Here is a 26,207-nt window from a genome sequence, read left to right as displayed (position 1 = left end):
ATTGAAATTGATAACATGTAACTCTTTCCCAGAAAAAAAAAAGACACCTAAAAGGTGCCCCTACTTTCCAGCCGGTATATAAAGATGTTGATAGTGATTCCGAAGTTTATGCTTTTGAATCTTACCGGTTGACGTCATCGGTAATTGATCGACCACGATGACTTCCTTAGGAACTTGGAAGGTTCCTAGATTCTCTTTACAATGTGTGATGATTTCTTCTTTCGTAATGGTAACGTTCGGTTTGGGAACGACGAATGCGGTCACAGCTTCTATCCACCTTTCATGCGGCAGACCGATAACCACAGCATTGAGCACCTTTTCGTGCAAGGCTAGAATCTGCTCTACCTGGATCGAAGCCACATTTTCGCCACCGGATTTAATGATATCTTTTTTCCTGTCGACAAAGACGAGCAATCCGTCTTCATCAAAATAGCCCAAGTCGCCAGTATGATGCCATCCGAACCGCTTGCTTTTTTCCGTCTCCTCCGGATTATTCAAATAGCCGATCATGACATTCGGACCCCTATGAACAATTTCTCCGATTTCTCCTTTTTCCAACGTCCGCCCTTCTTCGTCCATTATGGCGGTGTCATTGATGATTCCCGTCCCACCCCAGTAAGGGCCATGCTTCCTTAGTTGATCTTCCGGCTCGAACATGCAAGTTCCCGGATACACTTCCGTTTGTCCAGAAGCCAGTGCGAATTCCGCCCCTATCTCCTTCATCCCTTTTTCAAGGGTGACCCGGTCCATGGGAGCCATCGCATATAAGCAGAAGCGTAAGGAGGTTATATCATAATGTTTAAAATTCGGATGATAGAGAATCGCTTTATAGATCATGGGAAGACCGAACATCCAAGTTACCTTTTCCTTCTCTACCGTTCTCATGAAGGATTCCGGTTCAAATCCCGGCAAAATGACCAGCGTGGCACCTACATTGAAAAAGGAAACGGCCAAGGTATGCTGGGCACAATGGAAGAGAGGCATGATGACACTGGCTATATCGTCCCGCTTCATACTGGAACCAATAATATTGGACAAGCTGGCGATATAAATCGATAGATGGGAAATCATCACCCCTTTAGGCATGCCCGTCGTCCCGCTCGTGAACATAATTTGGGCCAAGTCCCGATCTTCAATATGGACCTCTGGTTCTTGCTTACTGGAGAGCCGATACGCTTCCTCCAGGCGTTCAACTGGAGAGACATTTTTCCCAATGATCAACAGTTCCGGACAAAGACTTTTCAATTCTTCCTTTTTTCCTTGTAGAAAAATTTCATCGACAATGACTAACTTCGAATCTACCTCTGAAAGAATATAACTCTTTTCATGAAAGGATACGCCTGGATTAAGCGGCACCCACACTAGACCCGCCTTAGCGATGCCGAAAAAGACGATAATGAATGAGACGGAATTCCCGCAGATTGTCGCGACCGCATCTCCCTTTTCCAGGCCGGAATCAAGCAAATAGTTGGCAAAGCGGTTCACCTCATCGTTCAGCTCCCGATAACTCCATTGTTTATCACCTTCTATGACCGCCACCTTGTTCGGAAACCTTCCTGTTGTCCTGCGTAATATATCCCCAACAGCCAGCCGGTTCATCGCGGTAATCTCACTCATGCTTTTCCCTCCTTAGTTTTAAAGTGATACAGACGAGACATTCTACTTCTGCCTCGTCTGTATAGGGTTAGCTCAACATCGTACCATGCTTCTTATTTGGAAGCGGGAACTCTTTATTCTCGAACACCTCATAACGGGAAATGAGTTCTTTTCGCAAGTCCCCCGGGATAATCAAGTCATCGACAAGCATGTCGCCTGCTAGTTTATAAATATCATAGCTTTCACGATATTGATCACGCAGTGCCTTGACAAATTCAGCCTTTTGCTTTGGATCAGGAATTTGACTCAACTGATTATAATAAACGGCGTTAATGGCTGCTTCAGGTCCCATGATTGCTACCTCAGCCGAAGGAAGCGCAATGGTCGTATCCGGTTCGTATGCAGGACCTGCCATTGCATAAATCCCCGCCCCATAGGCTTTACGTACGATTACGCACAGCTTTGGAACATTGGCCACGGATGTGGCGTATATGAAATTCCTCCCTTTTCGTAAAATGCCCTGTTCCTCGACCTGTGTACCGACCATGAAACCAGGAGTATCACACAAGTAAAGCAAGGGAATCCCATAGGCATCGCAGAGCCACACGAAGTTTGCCCCTTTATCGGAGGAATCAGGAAAGATGGCGCCTCCTTTGACCGTCGGTTGATTGGCAATGATGCCGACAACGCGTCCATCGATTCGTGCAAAACCTGTTACAAGCTCTTTCGCATAACTTTTTTTCACTTCAAGGAAGCTCTCACCATCAACAATGCTCTCGATTAGTTCGTGGACATCATAGGGCTGGTTCGGCTCTTTCGGAATGATATTATCAATATTCAGTGGATCACGAGTCGGCGGGACGGGAGGTGCACTAGGTGGCTTGCCTTCGAAACTATCCGGGAGGTAGCTTAATAGTTTTTTGACGACTTCGGCAGCCTCTTCTTCCGTTTGGACAACAAAATCGACGCTTCCACTTTTTTCTGCATGCATTTTTGCCCCGCCTAGTTGTTCGATGTCGACTTTTTGACCTGTCGCCATCTGTACCATCCGTGGTGAAGCAATCGCCATGCCGGCTTTTCCTTCAAGCATGACGACGAAATCACAGAAGACCGGCATATATGCTGTACCAGCGAAGCAAGGCCCATACATCACTCCAATTTGCGGAATCCTTCCTGACATGATGCTGTGATTATAGAAAATCTTCCCGCCTGAATATTTATCGGAATGATAGCCACCGCCTTCATCAATCCGGCCTCCTGAGGAATCGATCATATAGACGATCGGGCGTTTACTTTTGATGGCGGCCTCTTGCATACGCAGGATTTTTTCCCCATGATAGCGGCCAATCGAACCCGCTTTGACGGTATAGTCACTTGCTGTGAAATATACGAGTCTATCATTGATTTTACCGGCTCCCGTGACGACTCCATCAGCTGGCAGGTCCTTTTTCGTCGCGTTGGCAAATGTCCCCGTTTCATACGTGGGTTCTCCGTTGTCAAAATATAACTTCAAGCGGTCACGGACGAACATTTTCCCAAGCGTCTTGATTTTCTCATGATTCTTCGGAGATCCCCCTTTATGAATTCGCTCGAGCTCACTCGTAATCTTCTGCAATCTTTCTGAATTCTCACTGCCCTTTTCAATAACCTTTTGATCTTGATCCATCTCGGTCCTCACCCTTTTCAATAGATTTATCGTTCTGACTAAACTAATTTCCCTCTATTTTATTTATGGATAAACACCGGCTGTTTTTTCTCGATAAAGGCCTGTACACCTGTCTTAACATCTTCTGTCTGGAACACTTCGCCAAAGTATTTTGCCTCAATCAGCAAACCTTCTTCCAACGTCGTTTTCATTCCTTCATCGATCGTTTTCTTGATTCTTGAAACCGCTTGGAAGGAATAGCCCGCTATTTCCTCAGCTAACTCTATCGCCGCTGCCAAGCCCTTTCCGGTCGGGACCACTTTATTCACCAATCCGATTCGTTCTGCTTCCTCCGCCGTAACGGCTCTTCCCGTTAAAATTAGCTCTTTTGCCCTTCCTTCTCCGATCAGCCTTGGTAGACGCTGTGTCCCGCCAGCCCCCGGAAATAGACCCAACTTCACTTCAGGGAGACCAATGATGGAATGTTCTTCTGCAATTCGGATATCACAGCAGAGGGCCAACTCGCATCCCCCTCCTAGGGCCAATCCATCAATGGCCGCTATGACCGGTTTTGCAATGTTATCGATTTTATTAAATGGCTCTTGCATATCACGGGCACGGGCTTCATTGAATGCCACACCCTGGCCGACCAATTTAGGGAATTCCTTTATGTTCCCTCCGGCAACAAAGGCCTTGTCTCCTTTGCCTGACAATACAATGGCCCGAACTTCGTCATCTTCAGCTAAACGATCGAATACCTGGTTTAAGCCAATGACAACATTTTCGCCAATCACATTGACCGGCGGGTTATCAATATAAACTACCGCTATGCCCCTGTCTTTTTCATAGGAAACGATCTCTTTCATCACGATAGAACCTCCTGTTTCTTCGCCATCAGGATTTTCATCGTCGAAACGCCCACCACATCTCCATTTTGTTTTTTCACCTTTTGTTTCGCCGTAATGACGCCCATTCCATCGTCCCGATCTTTTAATTCCAAAATGGAAATCTCTACAGAGATCGTGTCCCCGATAAAGGTCGGATTCGTAAAACGTAATTTATCGATCCCGTAAAAGGCGACGACCCTTCCAGGTTCGAATGCAGAAAGGCCAGATGCAATCGAGCATACCAGCATCCCATGGGCAATTCTCTGTCCAAATGGCGAATACTTTTCGGCATACTCCTTATCTGTGTGAAGCGAGTAAAAATCCCCGCTTAACCCGGCAAAATTCACGATATCCGTTTCTGTGATTGTACGGCCTTTCGAAGTCCAGACCTCTCCGACTTCATACTCATCAAAATATTTATTAAACATCCTTACACCCTCTTTTCCGTTTCGTATGGTTTAGATAGAGCACGTTTCAATACTTTCCCTGTCGCATTTCTCGGCAGTTCATCCAATAGCTCTATTTCCTTTGGCATCTTGAATCGTGCTAATCTGCCATCACAATACTCTCGGATATCGTCTAACTTAATTGTCTGACGTGGGCTGTTTAAGACGATATAGGCCTTGATCACTTCGCCCCATTTTTCATTAGGGATGCCAATGACGGCAACTTCCTTCACATTTGGCATCCTGACAAGTACTTGTTCAACTTCGATCGGATAAATGTTTTCCCCGCCGCTAATTATCATGTCTTTTTTCCGATCGACAATATAGATGTAGCCTTCATCATCGATTTTTGCGAGGTCGCCAGTATAAAACCAGCCGGATCGAAGTGCTTCCTTGGTTGCTTCCGGTTTATTCCAATAACCGACCGTTACGTTTGGACCCTTGATGGCTAGTTCACCCACTTGGCCAATAGGCACTTCCCTGTCTGTCGGATCAACAATCTTGACACCGACATGGATGGGTGGTTTTCCGACCGACCCGATTTTACGTATCGTATCTTCCTCTTTCAATATACTGACGATAGGCGCCGTCTCGGTCATCCCGAACCCTTCCATGAATGGAATGCCTTTACCCTTGAAATATTCGATGACCGGAAGTGGGCATGGCGCCCCTCCAGAACATGCCAAACGGAGAGAGCTTAAATCATAATCCTCGATTCTTGAATCATGCATGACCAACTGCCACATCGATGGGACCATGAACACGGTCGAAACCTTCTCCTTTTCAATCCATTCTAGCGTCGATTGAGGGGTGAACAAGTCAAGCAGCACGACAGTACCGCCCAAATACATCATTTGTGTTGTGGAAATTCCGAGCCCACCAATATGGAACAACGGGGCAACCGTCAATGTAATGTCCTCGGCTGTCACCGGCAAGAGGTAAAGCCCATTCATGATGTTCGCTAGTGTATTGCCATGTGTCAAAATCGCTCCTTTGGGCTTGCCTGTCGTTCCGGATGTATACATAAGCATCAAGTAATCATCCGCATTCAGCTCAAAACCAGTCTCCGAGGATGGATACTCACCAATCAATTTTTCATAGGGAGAGGATTCACGATCACCTCCTGGATTCACTTCAATGAATTGGAGGTGTGTTTCGTTCTTTTCCTTTAGCTCTTCTATGATGAACTGGAGACGCACATCGTAAATGAAGACTGAACTGCTCGAATCCTTAACGATATAATCTACTTCCGGTGCACTGAGGCGGATATTGATTGGTACGAATATCGCTCCGATTTTTGCACAGGCGAAAAGTGTTTCCAAAAATTCATTTGTGTTTAACAGCAGGACATTGACCCTGTCGCCTTTCCTCACACCCTGATCCAAAAGGGCATGTGACAAACGGTTGACCCGATTGTTCAACTGCATATAGGTCAATCGCAGGTTTCCATAAACGATTGCTGTTTTATTCGGTATATTTTCACTATGATGGGTTAACCAATAACCTACATTAGCACTCATATCCAGCCACCTCATTTTTAAAAATACCAAGGGCCATTATTAATAGAGACTTATGTTAAAACCCATCTGTAATTTTCAAGCGTTTCGATAAAATCTCGCGCATGATTTGTGTTGTCCCCCCACCAATTGGCTGAAGCCGGGCATCCCGCCAGTACCTCTGTATCGGGTATTCCATCATATATCCGTTTCCACCGTGAATTTGAAGGGCCTCATCACAGACCCGATTCACCATTTCAGCAGCATACGCCTTCGCCATCGTAGCTTCGGTCGTTACGTTGACCCCCTTGCCGTACTGTTCAACGGCCCGGTACGTAATGTTCTTTGCCTTTTCAATATCGACAGCCATATCGACGAGCTTATGGCGCAGTACTTGAAACTGCAGGATTGAATCTCCGAATTGCTTGCGATCCCTTGCATATTGAACCGTTTCTTCCAACACCTTCTCCGCAAGCGCCACGCTCGTGAACGCCATCGTCAACCGCTCCCACTGGAAATTGACCATGATTTTCTTAAACCCTTCATTTTCCTCACCAATCATGTTTTCGACCGGTATTTTCATATTTTCAAAATACAGCTCACCCGTATCGGAACTGCGCCAGCCTAATTTATCGAGCTTCTTGCCAACGGAAAAACCTTCCCAGGCCGTCTCGACAATGAATAAAGACAGACTCATATGTGGCAGGCTGTCAGCCGTTTTCGCAGCGACAATGATGAAATCCGCATTCACTCCATTCGTGATGAAGGTTTTGGATCCATTCAAGATGTAATGGTCCCCTTCTCTCACAGCTTTAGTGGCAATGGATGATACATCACTTCCCGCACCGGGCTCCGTAATGCCGAGTGCGGCAATCTTCTCTCCCTTGATTGCCGGGACCAAATATTTTTCTTTTTGTTCATGGGACCCAAAACGCCATATCGGTGTGGTCGCAATCCCGATATGCGCACCAATGGCCGCACCAGTCCCGCCCGCACCGCATTTAGACAGTTCCTCCAAAAACACCATCTCTGTCACTAAATCCAAACCGAGTCCACCATATTCTTCAGGATATTTAATCCCTAAAAACCCGAGTTCAGCCATTCGTTCAAATAAGACGCGAGGCGTTTCCCCTGCTTCTTCATATTGTTCAACGTAAGGGGTGACCTCCTTTTCAATGAACTTGCGTACCGATTTCCGAAAGATCTTATGCTCTTCTGTAAAAATCCAATGGCTCATCGTCTGACCACCTCCTTGTATTCTTCCAAGCCCATTGTTTTTGCTATGATTTCTTTCATGATCTCATCGGTTCCGCCGCCAATCCTATATAATCTGGTGTCTCTCCAGATCCGTTGAATGGGATATTCCATCATATAGCCATTGCCGCCAAAAATCTGAAGGGCACGATCGGCGACCCAATGAGCCATTTTCGCCGCTGCCAATTTAGCCATGGAGATTTCCTTTGCCGGAATCTCGCCTCGACCGAAGCGGTATGCCGTTGAATAGGTCATCTCCTTCACGACCTCAATCTCCGTCTTCATTTCTGTCAATAAATGGCTGATCACTTGGAAATTGGCGATTTCCTGATAAAATTGCTTTCTTGTTCTTGCATAATCACGTGCCAGCTCATATGCATAATCGGCCATCCCTACTGATCCCGCAGCTCCAATCAGCCGTTCGCCCTGTAGTTCCCACATAATCTGCATGAAACCTTTCCCCTCGACGCCCAGAAGGTTCGTATATGGTACACGTACGTCTTCAAATACAAGCTCTGCTGTATCCGAAGAACGCATCCCGAGTTTATCCAGCTTCTTTGCTACGGTTACACCGGGAAGGTCCAAATCCACTAGAATCATCGAAATCCCTTTATGTCCAGGTGCATCTGACGTCCTTACGACAAGCGTGATGAAATCAGCGCGCGTACCATTCGTAATGAAGGTTTTTGCACCGTTGATGATCCATGTGTCCCCATCACGGCGCGCCCGCGTTTCAATCGAGGCGACATCCGAACCATGATTTGGCTCGGAAATCCCGATAGCCGCAATTTTTTCACCTCGGATGGCGGGTTTTAAATAGGTTTCCTTCTGTTCATCGGTGCCGAATTCCAATATCGGCGGTGTCGCCATATCAGTTTGGACCGCAATCGCCATCGGAAAGCCACCCACGCCGCTGCGGGCCATTTCTTCGGCAAAAACCACGCCAGCAAAGTAATCCCAACCTTGACCACCGACCTCTTCCGGATAACGAAGACCGAGGTACCCTAAATCCCCCATTCTTTTAAATAGGTCACGAGGAAAAATTCCGTCCTTTTCCCACTCTGCTACGTATGGTGTAATTTCTTTTTCAACAAACTTTCGAACCGTCTTCCTTAGTTCGTGATGTTCGTCAGTAAAATATGGTTCATAGCTCATTTCTTCACACCCCAACCTTTAATAGTTTGCTAGCCAATTCTTCCGGGACTTCAATCGGGAAACGCAAGATATTGGAACCGAAACATTTCCCCAAGTTGTCGATTCTAAGCGATGACGATCCGCCGCCGCCCAATGCTTCATGGCAAACGAAATTCAAGGCGGAGATATTTGGCATCTCATAACGGATGACTTCCCCTTTCACAAGCTCTGTAAAGAACTCCTTCACCGCCTGGGACGTCATTTGTTCTTTAAGATACGGATACAGTTCCTCACTATTGGCAAAGACACCGATATTGACTGTATTGCCTTTATCTCCTGAGCGGGCATGTGCGATGAGATTAAGAGTCACTTTTGGCATACGCTTCAACCTCCTTGATCGATACCGAAATATTTGCTTCCACCCATTCCCGATCAATCAGCGTCGACCACATGCCAAGCAACTGTCTGGTTGGGATATTGCCTACTGCCGACAATGTCGGCGGACCATTCAAGGCAAGCGGGGGAATCAACCTGCGGAAACCGTCTGCCACCCGTTTATCCTGGGCTTTGACAACAATCCGCACATACAATTCATTAATATCCTCCTGCGGTAACTTAGCAAGTGGGCCATGAAGCGAATTGTAACCGACGAAATCAGTGCGAATTTCGTCGAAAGGAAGTCCCCTCTGCTCTATCTGGTTACGGATGATTCGGTCTGCACTTTTCGCTTTTTCGAATGCATCGGGCCACGAATAGCCAATGAGTGCCTGACCCATGTAACCGTTTTCAAATCCCATTACAGCTTTTAACGTTTTCGGGCTTTCCTTCCCCTTCACTCCCTTCACCTTCACTTCATCCTTGCCGACCTGTTCTAGCGTGACGCCTGTGATATCCACCACGACGTCTGGCGTGATATAAGCGGATGGATCGTGGATTTCATACAGCATTTGCTCTTTGACCGTATCCACGGAAACGAGACCACCGCTATCCTTTGGCTTGGTGACGATGAATTCACCGTTTTCATACATCTCGGCTATCGGGTAACCGATATTTTCAAAGTTTTCGATGTCCTGCCACCTGCCACTAAAATTACCGCCAGTCGATTGTGCTGAACACTCTAACAAATGACCCATGAAAATGCCGCTTGCAAGCCTGTTCCAATCATCCTTTTCCCAACCGAATTCATAAATCAAAGGGGCGAGGAACTGCGCGGTATCCGTTGACCTTCCGGAAATGACCACATCCGCCCCTTGCCTTAAGGCCTCCACAAGTGGCTGTGAGCCGATATATGCATTCGCAAACAGTAATTTTTGCTGAACTTCTTTCGTGAATGGCCGGCCTGTTTCCAAATCCTCCAAGTCCATTCCAAGCTCAATTAGTTCATCGATATGTGGCAAAATATTATCACCCGTAATGACTGCGACCTTTAAATCGTTCAGGCCAAGCTCCCTAGCGATACTCAGCACTTCTTCTTGTGCACCGATTGGATTAATACCACCCGCATTCGTCAAGATCTTGATCCCTTTCTCCTTTGCAAGAGGCAACAGCATATTCATAGCGATGCCAATATCTTTCGTATAGCCCGTGTCTTCCCGCTTTTGTTTATCCTTTGCCAAAATGGCCATCGTCAGTTCAGCTAAACAATCAAATGATAGGTAATCTATATCCCCATATTGAACATTCATGAGCGCCCCATTAAACGTATCTCCGTAAAAGCCTTGTGCCGCTCCGACTCGAACCGATTTCATTTTAGCTCCACCCCTTTCAACCTTCATTCGATAATAGCCACAACATCATGTTCCTGGATGAAATCCCCTTCTTGAACGGAAATGGTCTTTACGGTTCCCCCCGTTTCCGCAGTGATCGGGATTTCCATTTTCATGGATTCCAAAATGACGATCGTTTCACCCGCTTCCACCTGTTTCCCTGACTCACTTGTGATTTTCCAAACAGACCCACTCATCGGCGCCGTTACTTTCATCTTCATCCATCTCCTTTTCGTTTTATCTTCCTGTCCAAACCGGTGACCGTTTTTCTATAAAGGCCATGGCTCCTTCTTTCAAATCCTCACTCTGAAAAGACACGATCCGCATCATCGACAATAAATCCATTGATTTTGGCAAATCCACCTGTTCCGTCAAATAGAAGGCCTCCAGACTAAGCCGTACGGCAAGCGGACTATAGGATGCCACCTGTTTTGCCAGCTTCCACGCCTCTTCCTCCAATTGATCATGCGGGACGACTTTGTGGACCAGCTGTAAATCCTTTGCCTCCAATGCCGTATAGGTATTTGCCGTAAGCATCATTTCAAGCAGCTTACGATCGCCAACGGCGCGCCTTACAAGCGGCATTATCACAAAGGGAACAATGCCCAGCTTCAGTTCGGTCAATCCGATTTTCGCTTTATCAGAGGCTACTGCGAGATGGCTCATCGCAACCAACCCGGCTCCCCCTCCAAGGGCCGCTCCATTCACTGCGGCGATAATGGGCGTTTTGACGGTGGAACCTAGTTTAAAGAGCCCTGTACTTTCAATTCCCTCTTCATATAGTTGGGGTGCAGACTTAGTCAAATTCCCCTGAAATCCTCTAATATCCGCTCCAGCTGAAAAAGCTTTACCGGTACCCGTCAATAAAATGGAACGGATATCCTCTTTGTCATCCGCAAAGCGAATGGCCTGGACCAGTTCCTTACACATTTCCATCGACAAGGGATTTCTCATTTCCGGCATGTTTAAACGGATTAACGCTACCTGCTCGGTTTCTTCATAGGTTATCGTCTGATAATTGCTCAATAATTTTCACCTCACCATTTTGATACTTAGTATTAATGCAAGCCTCATGCCAACTTTACGTTTTTTTCTTTTTTAAAATGGAACTTTTGACTGAATCTGCTTACACCACCATTTTTTTATCAATGGGGCAAACCTCCTCCTCCGGATTACTCGTCATGAATGTCGTTCCTTCAGTGAACATTTGTGTTTTTTTCAAACCATCTGTCTTTAAAAGTGGACATTTAATTACATTGTATTTATTGGAATATTTTGTATAATCATAGGTATGAGAAACTTTTAAAAGGAAGAGGGATGTTATGCAGGTCACAAATATCATGACCCACCACTTCATAAGATTGACTCCCGAGACCACCATCCAGAAAGTTTTGGAACTATTTCTAGAACAACGGCAAGATATTGCGTGCGTGTTCAAGGATGGGGAATTCACCGGAATCGTAACCAGGAATTCGATAACACGCTTAATCTTGCAGCATGCCCAATTAGAGGATTCAATTGAGCGGGCAATCATCAATCCCGTTGTCAGCTTCCTGGAAGATGATAGCGTTTTCAAAGCGAAGGAAGTGCTGTTGCATTCAAATATTGCCCATTCCGTCATCATGAATAGCAAGAAAGAGGTCACTGGCATCTTATCCAGGGCCAGTATCGTCACGGGCCTGATTACCGAGTCGGAGCACCTTGCCAAACGGCTCAGGGTATTAATGAATCATTTAAGTTCGGGTGTCATTTCGGTTAATATGGACGAAAGAATCGACTCATTAAATGAAGCTGCCCAAAACCTCCTAGGAAACCAAAAGAATGATCAGATTCTTGATAAGCCTATTTCTTCTGTCATACCTTCCATATTGCCCACTGTTAAGGAAGCCTTAAAAACCGGAACCGCCTTTGAGACGATGAAAATCGATATCAATCATACGACTCTCATGTATTCTGTTTTGCCACTTAAGGAATGGAATCAAATTATTGGCGCCATGATTGTACTAGAGGATGTGACCAAATATGAAAAGATTGCCAGTGAATTGGAGTCCACGAAGAAAATCGAGCAAACTCTCGACAATGCATTGGAACTTGCCTATGATGCTGTCCTGCTCACAGATTCTGCAGGAATGATTACTAAAGCGAATCAAGGATTTTTGAATATGATCGAGGTGGACTCATTGGCTGAAGTGATTGGCCAACCATTGAGAAAAGTTGCCCCGGAAATTTTCAGGTCCATGGCAAGCCTGGGTGAGGAAACACAAGGAATGTATGTAAATGTTAAGAGGAATAAAGCGATATTGACAAAGAAAACAATGAAGAAAGAAGGGCGCAGCATCGGGACCATCATTAAAATCATCTATAAACAACTTGATGCGTGGAAGGAATTATTCGCGCATATGGACAAGCTAGAACATGAACTCAACCATTACCGCCAGGAGTTGAGCAGAGTATCCCAACTTAACACGACATTTTCCCAACTAGTAACCATCAGTCCCCTCCTCCAGCGCTTGAAGCAGGAGGCTTTTACTGCGGCCCAGGGATTTTCCAGCATCCTGATAGTCGGTGAAAGCGGAACCGGAAAGGAATTGCTCGCCAATGGCATCAACCTAGCATCAGGACGGAAAGGCAGTTTCATTAAAATTAATTGTGCGGCAATCCCGGAAGCTCTGCTTGAGTCTGAGTTTTTCGGATATGATGAAGGAGCTTTTTCAGGAGCGTTAAAAGGCGGGAAACCCGGGAAATTCGAGCTTGCGGAAGGTGGCACTCTCTTGCTTGACGAGATTGGTGAAATGCCGCTATCCCTTCAGGTAAAACTTCTACGCGTATTACAGGAAAAAGAGTATGAGCGCGTCGGCGGCACTAAAACACGCAAATCCGATGTTCGGATTCTCGCATCGACCAACCGGAACCTCCTCCAGCTCATTAAAGAAGGGAAATTTCGGGAAGACCTCTATTACCGGCTCAATGTCATTCAACTCGAAATTCCTCCACTCCGAAAAAGACTGGAAGACATACCGATTTTATGTGAGCATTTCATGCAAAAATTTCAGCGCTATAATCCTAAAGGCGTCATCGGTGTAACGACGGATGCCTTTCAGAAGCTACAAAAATATAATTGGCCAGGCAATGTGCGCCAGCTTGAAAATGTGTTAGAACGTGCCTATCACTTTTGTTCAGAAAACTGGATAACCGACTACCATATCCAATTAGAAACCACTACCCCGCAGCCAAACCAAAACACACTAAACCCATCTTATCCAACCAAGACCCTTTTCCCAAAGAAACAAATGGAAGATACCGAAAAAGAAATTTTACTTGAAGCTCTCGCGCAAACAAAAGGAAATAAGACAGAAGCTGCACAATTACTTGGCATCAGCCGGTCGAACATCTATCAAAAGTTGAAAAGATACGGAGTGATCACTACTTTCCAATAAAGCTACTCCAAACAAAAAAACCAGACGCCCATCGCCTGGTTTTTTTGCATGTTACCGGTATTTTGCTTCTAAACGGTAGATCACATTGCCTTTACTTGAGAACTTCTCTTCGTATTCCGTCATGATATTGCCTTCGAAATCACTGTTATGCAAATCAAGACTCACATATTTCAACAGCATGCCATACTCGGAAATGCTCTTCAAGGATGACTCGAACAGACCTTGGTTATCCGTTTTAAAGTGGATTTCCCCTTGATCCGGAAGAATGCTTTCATACGTTTCAAGGAAGGTCTTATACGTTAACCGGCGCTTCGCGTGACGCGATTTCGGCCATGGATCGGAAAAATTCAAATAAACTCGGTCCACGTCACCTTTTGCAAAGTAATCTGCTAAATTGGCTGCATCCACGTTCAACAGCTTTAAGTTTGGCACATCCGCTTCAATCAGCAAATCCAGTGCCGCAACGATTACACTTCTATATACTTCAATTCCAATGAAATTCACATCAGGATGGGCTTTTGCCATTTCTGTAATAAAACGGCCTTTTCCCGTACCTACTTCAATATATAACGGATTATCGTTACCGAATACTTCATGCCATTTACCTTTATGGCTCACTGGCTGCTGAATCACATATTGCGGATATTCATTCAAACGGTCTTCAGCCCAAGGTTTATTTCTTAAACGCATGATGACACCCCTATTTATAATATAATCGTTCAAACCATAACACGAGATTATGGATTCCTGCAAGTTCATTTTCTCGTAATCGGACTGCTTCATTCCCTCATTAAACAAAAAAACTGCCGGCCATCCAGGCGGCAGTCTCTGCGATTATCATGTATAAAACTTTTTGCAACACACACCATAATCAAGAGAACAGCAAAAAAATCTTTAGGGATCCAGTTGATTTCATAATTAGAAAGGAGCGATACTATGCCGCTTTCCCATGAAAACCAATTACATCTGTTAAAAGACATTTTATACAACCAAAACACGGACTGCTGCGGTTCCGTCGCCGAATATGAACAAGTTGAAAGGCTTGTCAAATCATTGATGGTCAATGCCGATATCGATCAAAATGTAAAAACGATACTAAAAGAAATTTACGAATATAGCCAGACAGGCATCGGAGCCTCGGATTCAGAGGCACATATCAATTCCCATCAGGACGATTTGTCCCAATGGATCGATGACATCAATCAATTTAATTAACCGTCCATTAATAGGGATTCTAGTTTCATCAGTAAATCATTTCTTTCCTCGTACCGCTCTCTACTATGATGCCACTGGATGGAAAGCACGAGTTGGGAAACTGTGTGCCATTTCATCCTCATTTCCAATCCCGCATCCAGCTTTTTACCGTAACGGGCTAACCATTGTTCCCATTCGCCGCGTGGCACATAAGAATACAATAGCATGCCAAGATCGATGGCTGGATCACCAATGACCGGAGCATCCCAATCAATTAAAAACAATCCGTCGGTTTCGGTCATAAGCCAATTATTATGGTTCACGTCGCAATGGCACACGACATTCTCATCGCATTCAATCAACAGTAGGTTATTCTCTAGAAATTGAATGGCCTGCTTGATGATCATTAGGTTATTTACCTCTAAAGATAAACCGTTTTCTATGTCTGTAAGTATACTTTCAGGCCGTAAAGGACTTTTACCAAGCCTTTTAAGCATGCTTAATAAAGGGTCGGATTGATGTATTTTCTGAAGCAGTTTGGCAACCCTCTCTTTGGCCATTTCTGCTTGAGTTAGCTCCCTACCTTCCATCCAATGCTGGGCCGTAATCACATCCCCATTTGCGAGGCGTTTTGTCCACACTAACTTTGGAACAATGCCCTCGGCCGAAAGAACAGCTAAAAATGGCGATGAATTTCGTTTCAGGAACAGCTTTTGCCCATCTTTCTCGGCAATGAACGCTTCTCCCGTAGCTCCTCCAGCAGGGGATATATCCCACTCCTGACCTATTAAATGTTCCAACTGGCTCACCTTCGATTTCCTCGCTTAATCATACAAATGTAAGTACGTTCACCTAGTGTATGTAATACCACTACCTAATGTTTATTAAAGAACCCGCCTGTTGGCGTAGCTGCATGTATACGTGCATCGGAACTAATCCCGCAATAAAACATCATTATGATAAGAAAATAAAAAATAGCTATTGAGCAATCTAACAATAGCCATAAATTAAATTTTAGTTGAAATATGGTTTCTTCGTCAAGTACTATAAAACGATTATACCCATAAAACAAGTACAAAGGAATCATTTCGAAAAGGATAAGCATTGACTACCCTTGAACATGACCCGAAATTTCTCCTTCAGGACCCCTACTTCTACCTCATTCATCCCGATATTTTCTCCATCTGTCTGACCTTCGGCGGATCGAAAATTCTAAACGGCTCTCACTTTACCGGAAATAGAGTCCATGTTCTTCATTTACACCTTTCCATCATGCGTTCAGGAAGCACAATCCATGCTTTATAAAGATGGAGATATCATCGACTGTACGTAGCTCGTAGCTCAAGGGAGCTCTTTCCCCATCAGTCCTTAGGCCCTTGAAGGTATGTAAAAATAATTTTTCGATAAAATGAATAGATAAATTAATTTACCCGTTTTTATAAAATTCAACCATTTATTTAAGGGGGGAACGGTTCACTCCATAGGTGATTGCAGACATCATACAAAAAAATAAGAAAGCGATTCATTCGATTAGCCGTTTCTGAACACCTCTTACATAGTCCTTTCCGAACCACCTGGAATGGGGGGCCAGTGGTTGCATAAGGGAATGAATCCGCTCCGTTTATGACTTCGTGTAGCAGACCATCCCCTCCAACGATTATGAATCCTGTTGTTGATCGGCATCCCATTCCGGACGTAGGCTTGAAGTCGTTTGGCAATAATCCAAGAGAGCCTGTGCCCCTTTTAGCTGCTGCGCCTTAAGCGGGGAAGATATCGACCGCATCCTGTCAAACCATTCCGGAAAAGTCCGCTTATCCAATAAATCAATGTCGTATGGAGTCTCCGGGTAATCCATATAGCCATTCCGCGAAAGGACCACTTTTTTTATCGGTAGATTCACTTCATACAGTTCAAATAACTGGGAAACAATACTTCCCATCCGGTTAACGGCCAAGAAAGGATTGAGAACTTTTTTGTCCGGATACTTATGATGCCGCCGTAGCCAAAACCGATCGCTCGATCCAATAAAGGCTGCATCCTCTTCCGCTTCGAGAAAGGTGATGCACCAGACATCCACCGGCGTAAGCAAAATGACATCGACTTCGATCGGAGCATTTTTCAATAGAAAGATAGGTTTATATAAAACAAGAAATGTATCAGGAAAACGCTGCAGGAAAAAGCGGAGTTTTTCTTCTAGAAAGAATGATTGGTCCACATAAGACCTTTCACGAAGCGTCGAGCTGCCCCATTTCATCTGGAAACGAAGTAACTGGTTTAAGAAATTCTGCTTAAGTTCATCCAAGTTTGCTGGATTTGCAGGAACCCTTAACGAAAAGACATTATGATTGATCACGGGGTTCGGTATATGAATTTCTTCGGCCTCTTTCTCTTGACCGTCCGACCTTTGGAACAATCCTTTTACTTTACGGAAGAGCCCCTTTGGCTCTTCCTCCGTCGTCGTGCCTTTGAACAGGGTTTGTTCTTCATCTGGTTGGCTGTACAGCTGTTCTAGCTCACCTGCGTGATAGGCGGCCTGCAGTTTATCCCACTGTTGTTTTTTTAACTTTGCAAATTGTGACGGATATCGATAAATATCCTGCTCATACCGGGAAATGTAATCCTGTATTTTTATGAGCTGTGCCATTCGACCACCACCCATCTTCCTCTATTATTGAAGGTTTATTGTATATACTGGTTCGTATGAAGGGGATGCCCCAAGATGTGTCTGATAAAGGGCTATTTGGGAAGCTTGAAATGCTTTCGCTTCCGGATTTGCCAGCTGACGGGCCTCATTGATGGAAAAAGGGGTCTCACCCTCGAATTTCCTGGCCAGAGTAATATGCGGTTTGAAAGGTTTTTTGTCCAATTCAAAACCTGCCTCTACGCATGATGCATAGATTTTCTTTTGGATGGAAGTCAGCCTTTCTTCCTGTTTGACGCCTGCCCACAAAATACGCGGGCTCTCTTTTTTACCAAAAACATCGATCCCCTCTACCTCGAGCTCAAACGACTGTTCATTGGCGAGTGCACGTTTTATTTTTTCCAGCGCTTCTTCTTTCATTGTATCTTCGGCATTTCCCAGAAATGCCATCGTAATATGATAATCGGCTGGATGTAACCATTTCTTAAATGGAAACTCCGATTTCACTTCATTTGTCTGGTTATGTAAATGATGCTTAATATCATCTGGCAGTACTAAAGCAAAGAAAAAATGAGTATTCATCGGACACTAACATCCCTTCCCGTTTTCTATATAATTTTACCATAATTCCCACGCAAAAACTTCCCTAGTAGCATCAAACGCGGAGCCCTTCTCAGTCTCCCCTTTCCCCCGTTATTCATGCCACCTTATGACTACAACAATTCGTATATCCATCGCTCTTACATTAGGCTACCCCCGCTTCTTACACCTTCCTTAGGAAAGGAAAGCAAAAGAGAAGGACCATCAGCTGGTCCTCCCCTTTGCTTTATCCGATTTTAATGGCATTACCCAAGTAGCGTCTCATATAGCAAAAACAGGTTCAGTCCGATAATGAGGACAGCGATGATCCAGGCACAGCCCGACGTCACTTTGTGATTGACTAGATTGCCCATGATTTTCTTATCACTTGTAAACCGTATGAGCGGAATGAGCGCAAATGCAATCCCAAACGATAGTACGACTTGACTCATTACGAGTGCTTTGGACGGATTCACTCCCATCAAAATGATCACTAATGGAGGAATCGTCGTGATCAGCCTTCTCAAATAGATGGGGATATGTTTTTTTATGAACCCCTGCATGACGACATCCCCTGTGAGCATACCGACGGACGAGCTTGATAGACCGGCAAACAATAAGCCGATTCCAAAAAACATGGCAACAGATGGCCCTAGCATCAAGGCAAATTGGTCATAGGCCACATCCAAATCTTCTACAAGCACCCCACTTTTATGAAACAATGCAGCCGAAACCACTAGCATGGCAGCATTGATGGCACCCGCTATGAGCATGGCAATGGCGATATCAATAAACTCAAAACGAAAAATCCGTTTCCGTTCCATTTCGTCCTTCCCAATGATTCGTTTTTGCGTCAGAGAAGAATGTAAGTATATCGCATGTGGCATGACAGTCGCCCCAAGCATCCCAGCTGATAGCAAGATGCTATCGACTCCTTCGAACTTGGGTGTGAGAAGACCCATAAGGAGTGCTGAGGTGTCCGGTTTCGCATAAAAAACTTGAGCGCCAAAAGCAAGCACCACCACGAATATCATCCCTGTGATCAACGCTTCGAATGTACGGTATCCTCTGCGCTGAAACTCTAAAATGGCAAATGACCCGATTGCCGCAATAAGCGCGGAAGTGATAAGCGGAAGATCGAACAGTAAATAAATCCCGAGTGCCGCTCCGATAAACTCGGCTAAATCCGTCGCCATTATGACGATTTCGGCTTGAATCCATAAAAAGAACGAAGACTTTTTGGAAAATGTCTCACGGCATAGTTCAGGAAGGTTTTTCCCTGTTGCTATTCCTAATTTTGCAGACAAGGACTGTATCAAGACCGCCATTAAATTGGACGCAAGAATAACCCATAATAACGTATAGCCATATTTTGAACCCGCGGCAATGTTCGTTGCGTAATTCCCTGGATCAATGTAAGCAACGGCGGCTATAAAAGCTGGCCCTAAAAAGGGGAGCAGCTTTTTAAAGCCTCTCGTATCTCCATGTAAAGAAGACATGCACTCCAACTCCTTTTTATACGCGGCTTAAAAAGTTGCGCAAGGTAAACTTTTGATATGAAAAAGTATATGCCTGTAGTTTGAAAATGTCAAAATGGATGCTTACTAAAAACGGACCGTATAGGGATCGGGTTCATAAGCATGTTGCGTTTCGAAAAATGTACACATAGAAATCCCCCTGCCTCCATTCAGACAGGGGGATTGGGAATCTATTCAGTTAAACTACCACATTGTCGCTCGATTTCCTGTGTAAATAACTTTTGTAGTTGGAGTGTGATGCTTCCGGCCTTTCCATCCCCAATCAATTGCCCATCGATTGCGGTGATTGGCGTGATTTCAACGCCTGTGCTTGTATACAGGACTTCATCCGCATCCATCATGTCCGAGAGGGTGAAAGGTTCTTCAACATAAGAAATGCCCTTATCGTTGCACAGCTTAAGTAGGATCTGGCGGGTAATCCCATTCAGGATCAGATTCGTTGCCGGGTGCGTCTTCAGCGTACCCTTCACGATGATCGCCACATTGGATGAACTTCCCTCCGTAACCGTTCCATCCCGATGTTGGATCGCTTCGTCACAGCCTGCTTCAACGGCTTGCTGCTTAGCCAATATATTACCTAGCAAATTCAAGCTCTTGATGTTGCAACGTAACCAACGGATATCCTCAACCGTGACAGCTTTGACCCCAGGCTTACTTCCTGTATATGGCATGTCCTTGGTATAAGCGACAAAAACAGGGTCTACTTCACCTATTGGAAATGCGTGATTACGGGGCGAAGTGCCTCTCGTCAATTGCATGTAGACAATACCATATTCCAGATTCTCTGCAGTAATCAGTTCTTTTGTCCTTTCCTTGATCTCTGCCACCGTAAAAGGAACCTTCAGTTGAATCAGTTTCGCGCTGTCCATGAGTCGGTTTAGATGCATGTCAGCTGCAAATAGTTTTCCGTTATAAACACGGATGACTTCATAAACACCATCGCCGAACTGGTATCCTCGATCCTCGACATCTATCTGGATGGCAGACCGGTCTTTCAATTCACCGTTATAAATGATCTTCCCCATGTCCTTACTCCTTCTTACCCTCTTATTTGGCTAGTTCATGAATGGCACGGGCATAAATGGCCGTTGCCTTCAGCATATCTTCTATATCGATATACTCATCCTTTTGGTGCGCGATATCCTCACTACCTGGGAATAGAGGGCCGAATGCGACGCCTTCCTTTAATGAGCGGGCATATGTTCCGCCACCGATGGAAAGGAGCTCCGCTTGTTCACCCGTTTCCGCTTCATACACTTCTTGGAGCGTCTTGATCAAGAAGCTATCACTGTTCACATAGTGAGGAGTCGAAAGCGAATTGGATTCCACACGTAGATTATATGTGGAAAGCTTTTGTTCTAACGCTTCTTTTTGCTTTTCCCATTCATATGTGACCGGGTAACGCATACTGAATCCGATGGAGCTATCGCCTTGTTTCGAATAATTGAATGTGCCGGCATTGATCGTCAATTCACCTGTTTGTTCATCCGTATAGGCGACACCCAACTTAGTGCCACGGGAATCTTCAAATAGATAATCCTTGATGAAAGTGAAATAGGATTTTGCATGGGGATCTAGTGATAAGTCCGCCAAGAACACAGCTAAATGCAGACCCGCATTGACTCCATTTTTCGGTTCCATCGCATGGGCTGAAACGCCATTCAGTTCAAGTAGGACTTGATTTTTTTGTGGCACAGCCTGTCCTTTCAGCGAATATCTTTGTAAATAGTTCTGGTAGCCTGCAACGATTTCAGCAGGGTTGGCCGCTTCCACAATGGCCGTTGCGAAGTCGGGTACCATATTCGTTCTTCGGCCTGAAGAAAATTCCAAAACATTCACTTCTGAATTCGTTCCGGGACCTGCATCCGCTGGCTGAATGATGGAATAATCCCAGATTCCTTTTTCCGCACTGATGATAGGGAAATCTGCATCCGGGGCAAAGCCCATCGTCGGCATTTCCTCCACTTCGAAATAACGATCGACACAACGCCAATCTGATTCCTCATCCGTACCAATGATCATTCGAACACGCTTGTTCAATGGCTTGCCAAGCTCCCGGACAAGTTTCATGGCATGATAAGCCGCCATCGTCGGCCCTTTATCGTCGATTGCCCCACGCGCATAGATCCGTCCGTTGCGTATCTCGGCGCCAAATGGATCTGAGCTCCAGCCATCTCCTTCAGGAACTACATCGACATGACATAAAATCCCGATTAACTCCTCACCCTCGCCCATTTCAATATGCCCGGCAACATTATCGACATTTTTCACGGTAAATCCGTCTTTTTCCGCTAACTGGAGCATATAATCCAATGCTTCCTTGACTCCTTTGCCAAATGGAGCCTCTTCTGTTGCTTGGCTTTCATCCAATACACTCTTTATCTTCAATAGGTTCTGTGTATCGACCAAAAGGTCCATTTTTCTTTTTTCTACTTCTTCGCGCCAATTCAATTCACTCAAATCATGACAACTCCCTTTTTCATATATTTCTCATTTTATCACTATTTCTATATTTATCGCCAAGTGTTGAGACCATTCTTTCTTATTCCCGTAATTTGACGCTCATAAAACAGGCACATGATTCAATCACAATCCACTCATAAAAAATAGACCCGCTTCCACGAACAGAACGGATCTCCATCATATATAAAGGAACCAGTCTTTGTTGCCAGGCAAGGCCCATTATCCTTTAAGTCAAAACACCAATGAAATAGCCAACAGCAGTAAACACCAAGCACCAACTGAATGCCCCTACACCAGCAAAGATACAATATTTGCGTTTACCCATTCCATTCATTCCAGAAAAATAACTGGCAAAATGGCGGATTCCCGGAATGAAATAGGCGATGATAAGGGTCCACGGTCCGTATTTATTAAACCATCTCTCAAGACTCTCCAACCGTGTCGGAGTCATCCGAATCCACCTTCCATGTTTCCTTAGGAAAGGCTTGCCAATTTTTTTCCCGATGAAATAACTGACCAACATCCCCGAAACCGAACCTAGAAAGCTGACAAAGAATGCACCTTGTACATTCAAAACAGAAATAGAAGCCAAATAGCCGACAAACGTCATCATGAACTCATCGGGAACAGGCAACCCGATGATCCCTAATGCTAAAAGTCCATATATCGCAAAATAACCATAGTTTGAAATTAACTCTTTTACCATGTCCATTCTTCGTACTCCATCTCAGACACCCTATGTAAGAAGTAATCCAATTTCGGTACGGGTCTGGTTAACGTGATTACTTCTACCTTATAGAATAACCCAATTTAACCCAAATGAGTGGTTTTTCTAAAAAAAACTTCAAAATTTGCAGATAAATTTCCTTTTGGCGCTTATCCAGCCGAATTATTTTATAATGGAAGAAATAAGGAAAAGGGGTGTGAAGTTATGCTGATCAACAAAGTAAACCTCGCTTCAAATTCTCTAGCAAAAACAAAAGCTTTTTATCTGAACCGGCTTGGCGCCAAATTACTCAGGGAGACACCTAATAGCTTTTCGATAAAGATAGGGGCAAGTGAATTGATTTTCACTGAAGCCAAAAGCGGTAGCAAGCCATTCTATCATTTGGCCTTCAACATCCCTTCCAATCAATTCAAGGAGGCGAAGAAATGGATCACCGCACGCACTCCTTTAAATAGGGAAGAGGGGGTTGATGAAGTGTACTTCAGCCATATCCATGCCCATTCGCTTTATTTCACCGACCCTAGCCATAATGTTGTCGAGTTCATTGCAAGGCATTCCATCGCACCCGAGAGCAATGAGCCTTTTTCAATGAACTCTTTATTAAGCATCGGGGAGATCAATCTGACGACTCGGGATATCGAGGGGATTGGCCAACAGCTGATCAACAGGAATATCCCAATCCGGGATGGCGAATCCTTGAATCCCGATGGTCTTACATTCATGGGTAGCGACGGGGCATTTCTATTGTTGGGCAAACCAGGACGACGGTGGATTTTTTCAGAGCAATATGCCGAAATCCATCCTCTCATGATAGAAGTCGATTTCAAAACACGCATCATCCAAGATGGTGCAGGCGAAACGCGGATTTCTAAAGCATAACGAAAGAACGGACTCGATAGTCGAGTCCGTTCCTTTATTTCACGATTTTAAATTCCTTGATGGGCCAATATACCAAATTCGCCTTACCGACTATTTCCTCTACGGAAACGGGTCCGATTTCACGGCTGTCCAGACTATTCTGGCGGTTGTCCCCCATCACGAACAGGTGGTCATCCGGTACGGTCATGCTGCCTGACACTTCCTCAAGCTTGAAAGAACCAGTCAATGGCTCCCCGCCCATTTCTTCTTTATATTCATCTAAATAGGGTTCATCATATTTCTTGCCATTAATATAAAGCGTGTCATCCTTATATTCAATATGATCACCCGGGAGGCCAATCACCCGTTTTATGTAATCTTTATCTTCCGTTGCATGGAAGACGACGATATCAAATCGGTCGATGCTACCAATACTCGTGCCAAACTTAGTGAGCACAATTCTTTCATGATCTTGTAAAGTCGGCATCATAGATTCCCCATCCACGACTATAGGGGCAAATATATATGTTCGAATCAGAAAAGCCAATACGACCGCAATCCCAATCGCTTTAACCCACGAAAAAACCTCTTTGCTTTTTTCCAATCGAAGTCCCTCTCTCTTGTGTTTTAGTCTAGTCATTATATCACAGTAAGAACATAATCACTTCATACAAATGCCCACATTTTCCCCTAACTTTGGCATATTATTGAATTATTCGTTATAGCGGTTGAATTATCCTTTCAGATGGTAGAATGAGGCAACAGATAATAAACAGACAAAGGAACAATTGGTTCGATTCCTCCGTTCAGCTTGGGACTTTTATGTAACCTAGCAAGAAGCGCATTCGATAGGTAAATCGAATGCGCCCCTTCATTTGATGTAAGCAACTAGACATGGAGAATGATATTTAATACTGGTTATATTCAATCTCTTCATTTTGAATTCTTTCTTTCCTTACTAGGCACATAATTCCCGGCACGATGAAGAAGATCAGTGGCCATATATGGAATATAGTAAGAATGCCGATAATGATGAATACAATACCGGCCGCTTTCACTCTGCCTTTTTTCAAGAGAATGATGGCAATCAGTCCACCTAGCAGAGCAAACGCCAACGATACAATTCCTCCCCACAATAGTACGTGGAACAGTTGGAGTGTCATCTCCATTTCGGAAGCCGCCATCTCCACGTCGGAACCTAATGAATATTCAACCAGTTCCGTTAGGTCGACCGTGCTGGTGTAGACAGCCGTAATGATTCCCACAAGTAAGGAAATGGTTGCGATCGATACTCCAATAATGCTTAACACAAATTCACCGGTACGTTTCATATATACTTCCCCCCAAGAAAAAGTTACTTAGATACTCTACCCCATTTAGGAAGGAAGTAAAGATTGTATGTAATATAACCGGGTCCTCTTCACTTTTTGTCTTTATCGATGCGTCCCTCAAGTTCTTTCGTCTTCTTTTCCACGCTGGAAACGCCTTTCGTATGTTTTTGAAAAAAACGAATGATTTTCACGATCATCACAACCAGTAATACAAGAAGTCCCAGGAAAAATAATTGCCACAATACATCACCAATAGTCCATTCCATATAAGGCTTCCCCCCTGTCATCAATCGGCGGCTTACTGAATGAAAGATTAGAAGACTAACGCTTTACGATAGATTTCATTTAACTCGTATAAAACTTCACCAGCTCGACCATCGCACTGCCCATCCGTTGATCTTCTGGATAGATGACCCGGTCAATCCCTGCCTCGATGATGACTTGCGCCGTCACTTTACCGACAGCCAGGGCCACGACATCCGTTGCAAAGCGGTCAATTAAGCGTTTTTCCACACCTAGTTCACGGGCAAATCTCATCAAATTTCGAGGCTGGGGCGCACTCGTGAACACAACGGCATCTATTTTCCCATCGAGGATTTCCCCAATTAAGAGATGCATCGTTTCGGTTTCCGGGGCAATATGTTCATAGGGCAATATCTCTTTATGTTCGACTTTTTGTTCATCCAACCAGTTCATCAAAAGCGGTGCCGGATCTCCATGCAGTTGCAAGGCGACTTTCACACCGCCGAGCAAATGTCCATCAAGATTGCGAACCAATCCTGCCGTACTGCCATCATCATCACGGACGTCAGGCTCCAGGCCAAGCTTCTTAAGCAGGTTTTTCGTTTTATACCCACGAACGGCAATCTTCATTTTTTGCAAAGCTTCTATAAAACGGTCCCCCGCTTCCATTCTTACAGCGGTATTATATAAGAGTTCCGTGCCCACTCCCGTCGTAAGAATGATCCAATCGAACTCTCCTTCTATTAAACGGGTAACATCCTCCTCCAGATGGGAATCATCCAGATATACCGTGCCTTGTGCTGACCGGACAAGCGGGACGCCCCCTAGATTATCAACGATTTTACTGAGTTCTTCCATTTTCCTTGCTCCCAAAAGAGCAACTGTCCTGCCGTTAAGCTTACTCATTCATGACCCTCCATATGTATGCTTCATCTATAGTCTTATCCCCATTATACAAATTTTCAGTCTATG

The 26,207-nt window shown here is 44.7% G+C and carries 26 protein-coding genes; 3 read left to right on the top strand and 23 right to left on the bottom strand.

The window, feature by feature from the left end:
• Positions 1 to 60: 60 nt before the first annotated feature.
• The 11 genes from ACIQXR_RS17540 to ACIQXR_RS17490 form a co-directional block, all read right to left on the bottom strand.
• Positions 61 to 1,617 carry an AMP-binding protein gene (locus ACIQXR_RS17540; RefSeq protein WP_402874850.1) on the bottom strand — a complete coding sequence of 519 codons (1,557 nt, stop codon included), beginning with the start codon at positions 1,615 to 1,617 and terminating at the stop codon, positions 61 to 63.
• A gap of 67 nt (positions 1,618 to 1,684) precedes the next feature.
• The gene (locus ACIQXR_RS17535) at positions 1,685 to 3,262 is read right to left on the bottom strand and encodes an acyl-CoA carboxylase subunit beta (protein ID WP_402874847.1); all 1,578 of its coding nucleotides are present in this window, start codon (positions 3,260 to 3,262) and stop codon (positions 1,685 to 1,687) included.
• A 59-nt stretch (positions 3,263 to 3,321) separates the two neighbouring features.
• Positions 3,322 to 4,113 (bottom strand): enoyl-CoA hydratase/isomerase family protein, encoded by a 792-nt coding sequence (locus ACIQXR_RS17530; RefSeq protein ID WP_402874968.1) that lies wholly within the window; start codon positions 4,111 to 4,113, stop codon positions 3,322 to 3,324.
• On the bottom strand, positions 4,107 to 4,556 hold the full coding sequence (locus tag ACIQXR_RS17525; RefSeq protein ID WP_402874844.1) for a MaoC/PaaZ C-terminal domain-containing protein: 450 nt from the start codon (positions 4,554 to 4,556) through the stop codon (positions 4,107 to 4,109). The genes ACIQXR_RS17530 and ACIQXR_RS17525 overlap by 7 nt, the downstream gene beginning before the upstream one ends.
• Before the next feature lie 2 nt (positions 4,557 to 4,558).
• The gene (gene menE, locus ACIQXR_RS17520; protein WP_402874842.1) at positions 4,559 to 6,094 is read right to left on the bottom strand and encodes an o-succinylbenzoate--CoA ligase; all 1,536 of its coding nucleotides are present in this window, start codon (positions 6,092 to 6,094) and stop codon (positions 4,559 to 4,561) included.
• 55 nt (positions 6,095 to 6,149) lie between these two features.
• Positions 6,150 to 7,307, bottom strand: coding sequence for an acyl-CoA dehydrogenase family protein (locus tag ACIQXR_RS17515; protein ID WP_402874840.1), 1,158 nt, complete (start codon positions 7,305 to 7,307; stop codon positions 6,150 to 6,152).
• A complete protein-coding gene (locus tag ACIQXR_RS17510; RefSeq protein ID WP_402874838.1) occupies positions 7,304 to 8,479 on the bottom strand; it encodes an acyl-CoA dehydrogenase family protein in 1,176 nt (391 codons plus the stop codon). The genes ACIQXR_RS17515 and ACIQXR_RS17510 overlap by 4 nt, the downstream gene beginning before the upstream one ends.
• 4 nt (positions 8,480 to 8,483) lie before the next feature.
• Positions 8,484 to 8,837, bottom strand: a complete 354-nt coding sequence (locus ACIQXR_RS17505) for an AtuA-related protein (protein ID WP_402874835.1) — start codon at positions 8,835 to 8,837, stop codon at positions 8,484 to 8,486.
• The gene (locus ACIQXR_RS17500) at positions 8,818 to 10,206 is read right to left on the bottom strand and encodes an acyclic terpene utilization AtuA family protein (RefSeq protein WP_402874832.1); all 1,389 of its coding nucleotides are present in this window, start codon (positions 10,204 to 10,206) and stop codon (positions 8,818 to 8,820) included. The genes ACIQXR_RS17505 and ACIQXR_RS17500 overlap by 20 nt, the downstream gene beginning before the upstream one ends.
• A 23-nt stretch (positions 10,207 to 10,229) precedes the next feature.
• A complete protein-coding gene (locus tag ACIQXR_RS17495) occupies positions 10,230 to 10,439 on the bottom strand; it encodes an acetyl-CoA carboxylase biotin carboxyl carrier protein subunit (RefSeq protein WP_402874831.1) in 210 nt (69 codons plus the stop codon).
• Positions 10,440 to 10,461: 22 nt separating this feature from the next.
• On the bottom strand, positions 10,462 to 11,250 hold the full coding sequence (locus ACIQXR_RS17490; RefSeq protein ID WP_402874830.1) for an enoyl-CoA hydratase/isomerase family protein: 789 nt from the start codon (positions 11,248 to 11,250) through the stop codon (positions 10,462 to 10,464).
• Positions 11,251 to 11,546: 296 nt separating this feature from the next.
• Here ACIQXR_RS17490 and ACIQXR_RS17485 point away from each other — a divergent pair, with 296 nt between their 5' ends.
• Complete coding sequence (locus ACIQXR_RS17485) at positions 11,547 to 13,661, top strand: sigma 54-interacting transcriptional regulator (RefSeq protein ID WP_402874827.1); 2,115 nt, start codon at positions 11,547 to 11,549, stop codon at positions 13,659 to 13,661.
• 51 nt (positions 13,662 to 13,712) lie between these two features.
• Here ACIQXR_RS17485 and trmB read toward each other — a convergent pair whose 3' ends face one another.
• The gene (gene trmB / locus ACIQXR_RS17480) at positions 13,713 to 14,351 is read right to left on the bottom strand and encodes a tRNA (guanosine(46)-N7)-methyltransferase TrmB (protein ID WP_402874824.1); all 639 of its coding nucleotides are present in this window, start codon (positions 14,349 to 14,351) and stop codon (positions 13,713 to 13,715) included.
• Positions 14,352 to 14,597: 246 nt separating this feature from the next.
• On the opposite strand from trmB, the gene ACIQXR_RS17475 reads away from it, so the two are divergent.
• Positions 14,598 to 14,876: a YtzH-like family protein gene (locus ACIQXR_RS17475; protein WP_402874821.1), complete on the top strand. Its 279-nt coding sequence runs from the start codon at positions 14,598 to 14,600 to the stop codon at positions 14,874 to 14,876.
• Here ACIQXR_RS17475 and ACIQXR_RS17470 read toward each other — a convergent pair.
• The 7 genes from ACIQXR_RS17470 to ACIQXR_RS17440 form a co-directional block, all read right to left on the bottom strand.
• Positions 14,873 to 15,655 (bottom strand): phosphotransferase, encoded by a 783-nt coding sequence (locus tag ACIQXR_RS17470; RefSeq protein ID WP_402874818.1) that lies wholly within the window; start codon positions 15,653 to 15,655, stop codon positions 14,873 to 14,875. The genes ACIQXR_RS17475 and ACIQXR_RS17470 overlap by 4 nt on opposite strands.
• Positions 15,656 to 16,512: 857 nt before the next feature.
• On the bottom strand, positions 16,513 to 17,499 hold the full coding sequence (locus ACIQXR_RS17465) for an NERD domain-containing protein (RefSeq protein WP_402874816.1): 987 nt from the start codon (positions 17,497 to 17,499) through the stop codon (positions 16,513 to 16,515).
• Positions 17,500 to 17,523: 24 nt separating this feature from the next.
• Positions 17,524 to 18,078, bottom strand: a complete 555-nt coding sequence (thpR, locus tag ACIQXR_RS17460; protein WP_402874813.1) for an RNA 2',3'-cyclic phosphodiesterase — start codon at positions 18,076 to 18,078, stop codon at positions 17,524 to 17,526.
• Positions 18,079 to 18,341: 263 nt separating this feature from the next.
• Complete coding sequence (locus tag ACIQXR_RS17455; protein WP_402874810.1) at positions 18,342 to 19,574, bottom strand: Nramp family divalent metal transporter; 1,233 nt, start codon at positions 19,572 to 19,574, stop codon at positions 18,342 to 18,344.
• A gap of 209 nt (positions 19,575 to 19,783) precedes the next feature.
• A complete protein-coding gene (dat, locus tag ACIQXR_RS17450) occupies positions 19,784 to 20,638 on the bottom strand; it encodes a D-amino-acid transaminase (protein WP_402874807.1) in 855 nt (284 codons plus the stop codon).
• Positions 20,639 to 20,660: 22 nt separating this feature from the next.
• Positions 20,661 to 22,073: a dipeptidase PepV gene (gene pepV, locus ACIQXR_RS17445; protein ID WP_402874805.1), complete on the bottom strand. Its 1,413-nt coding sequence runs from the start codon at positions 22,071 to 22,073 to the stop codon at positions 20,661 to 20,663.
• 229 nt (positions 22,074 to 22,302) lie between these two features.
• Positions 22,303 to 22,788 (bottom strand): DedA family protein, encoded by a 486-nt coding sequence (locus ACIQXR_RS17440; protein ID WP_402874802.1) that lies wholly within the window; start codon positions 22,786 to 22,788, stop codon positions 22,303 to 22,305.
• 219 nt (positions 22,789 to 23,007) lie between these two features.
• On the opposite strand from ACIQXR_RS17440, the gene ACIQXR_RS17435 reads away from it, so the two are divergent.
• Positions 23,008 to 23,682, top strand: a complete 675-nt coding sequence (locus ACIQXR_RS17435) for a VOC family protein (protein ID WP_402874799.1) — start codon at positions 23,008 to 23,010, stop codon at positions 23,680 to 23,682.
• 34 nt (positions 23,683 to 23,716) lie between these two features.
• Here ACIQXR_RS17435 and lepB read toward each other — a convergent pair whose 3' ends face one another.
• From lepB to ACIQXR_RS17415, 4 genes are all read right to left on the bottom strand, one after another.
• Positions 23,717 to 24,301, bottom strand: coding sequence for a signal peptidase I (lepB, locus tag ACIQXR_RS17430; protein WP_402874795.1), 585 nt, complete (start codon positions 24,299 to 24,301; stop codon positions 23,717 to 23,719).
• Between the two features lie 268 nt (positions 24,302 to 24,569).
• Positions 24,570 to 24,992, bottom strand: a complete 423-nt coding sequence (locus tag ACIQXR_RS17425) for a DUF4064 domain-containing protein (RefSeq protein WP_402874792.1) — start codon at positions 24,990 to 24,992, stop codon at positions 24,570 to 24,572.
• An 89-nt stretch (positions 24,993 to 25,081) separates the two neighbouring features.
• Entirely contained in the window at positions 25,082 to 25,258 is a 177-nt protein-coding gene (locus ACIQXR_RS17420) for a DUF4083 domain-containing protein (protein ID WP_402874789.1), read from the bottom strand.
• A gap of 79 nt (positions 25,259 to 25,337) precedes the next feature.
• The gene (locus tag ACIQXR_RS17415; protein WP_402874786.1) at positions 25,338 to 26,141 is read right to left on the bottom strand and encodes a uroporphyrinogen-III synthase; all 804 of its coding nucleotides are present in this window, start codon (positions 26,139 to 26,141) and stop codon (positions 25,338 to 25,340) included.
• Between the last annotated feature and the right edge of the window lie 66 nt (positions 26,142 to 26,207).

The sequence above is a fragment of the Peribacillus sp. NPDC097224 genome (genome assembly GCF_044761985.1).
In the GTDB taxonomy this organism is placed as follows: Bacteria; Bacillota; Bacilli; order Bacillales; family DSM-1321; genus Peribacillus.
This window is presented reverse-complemented; position numbering and strand designations above follow the sequence as displayed.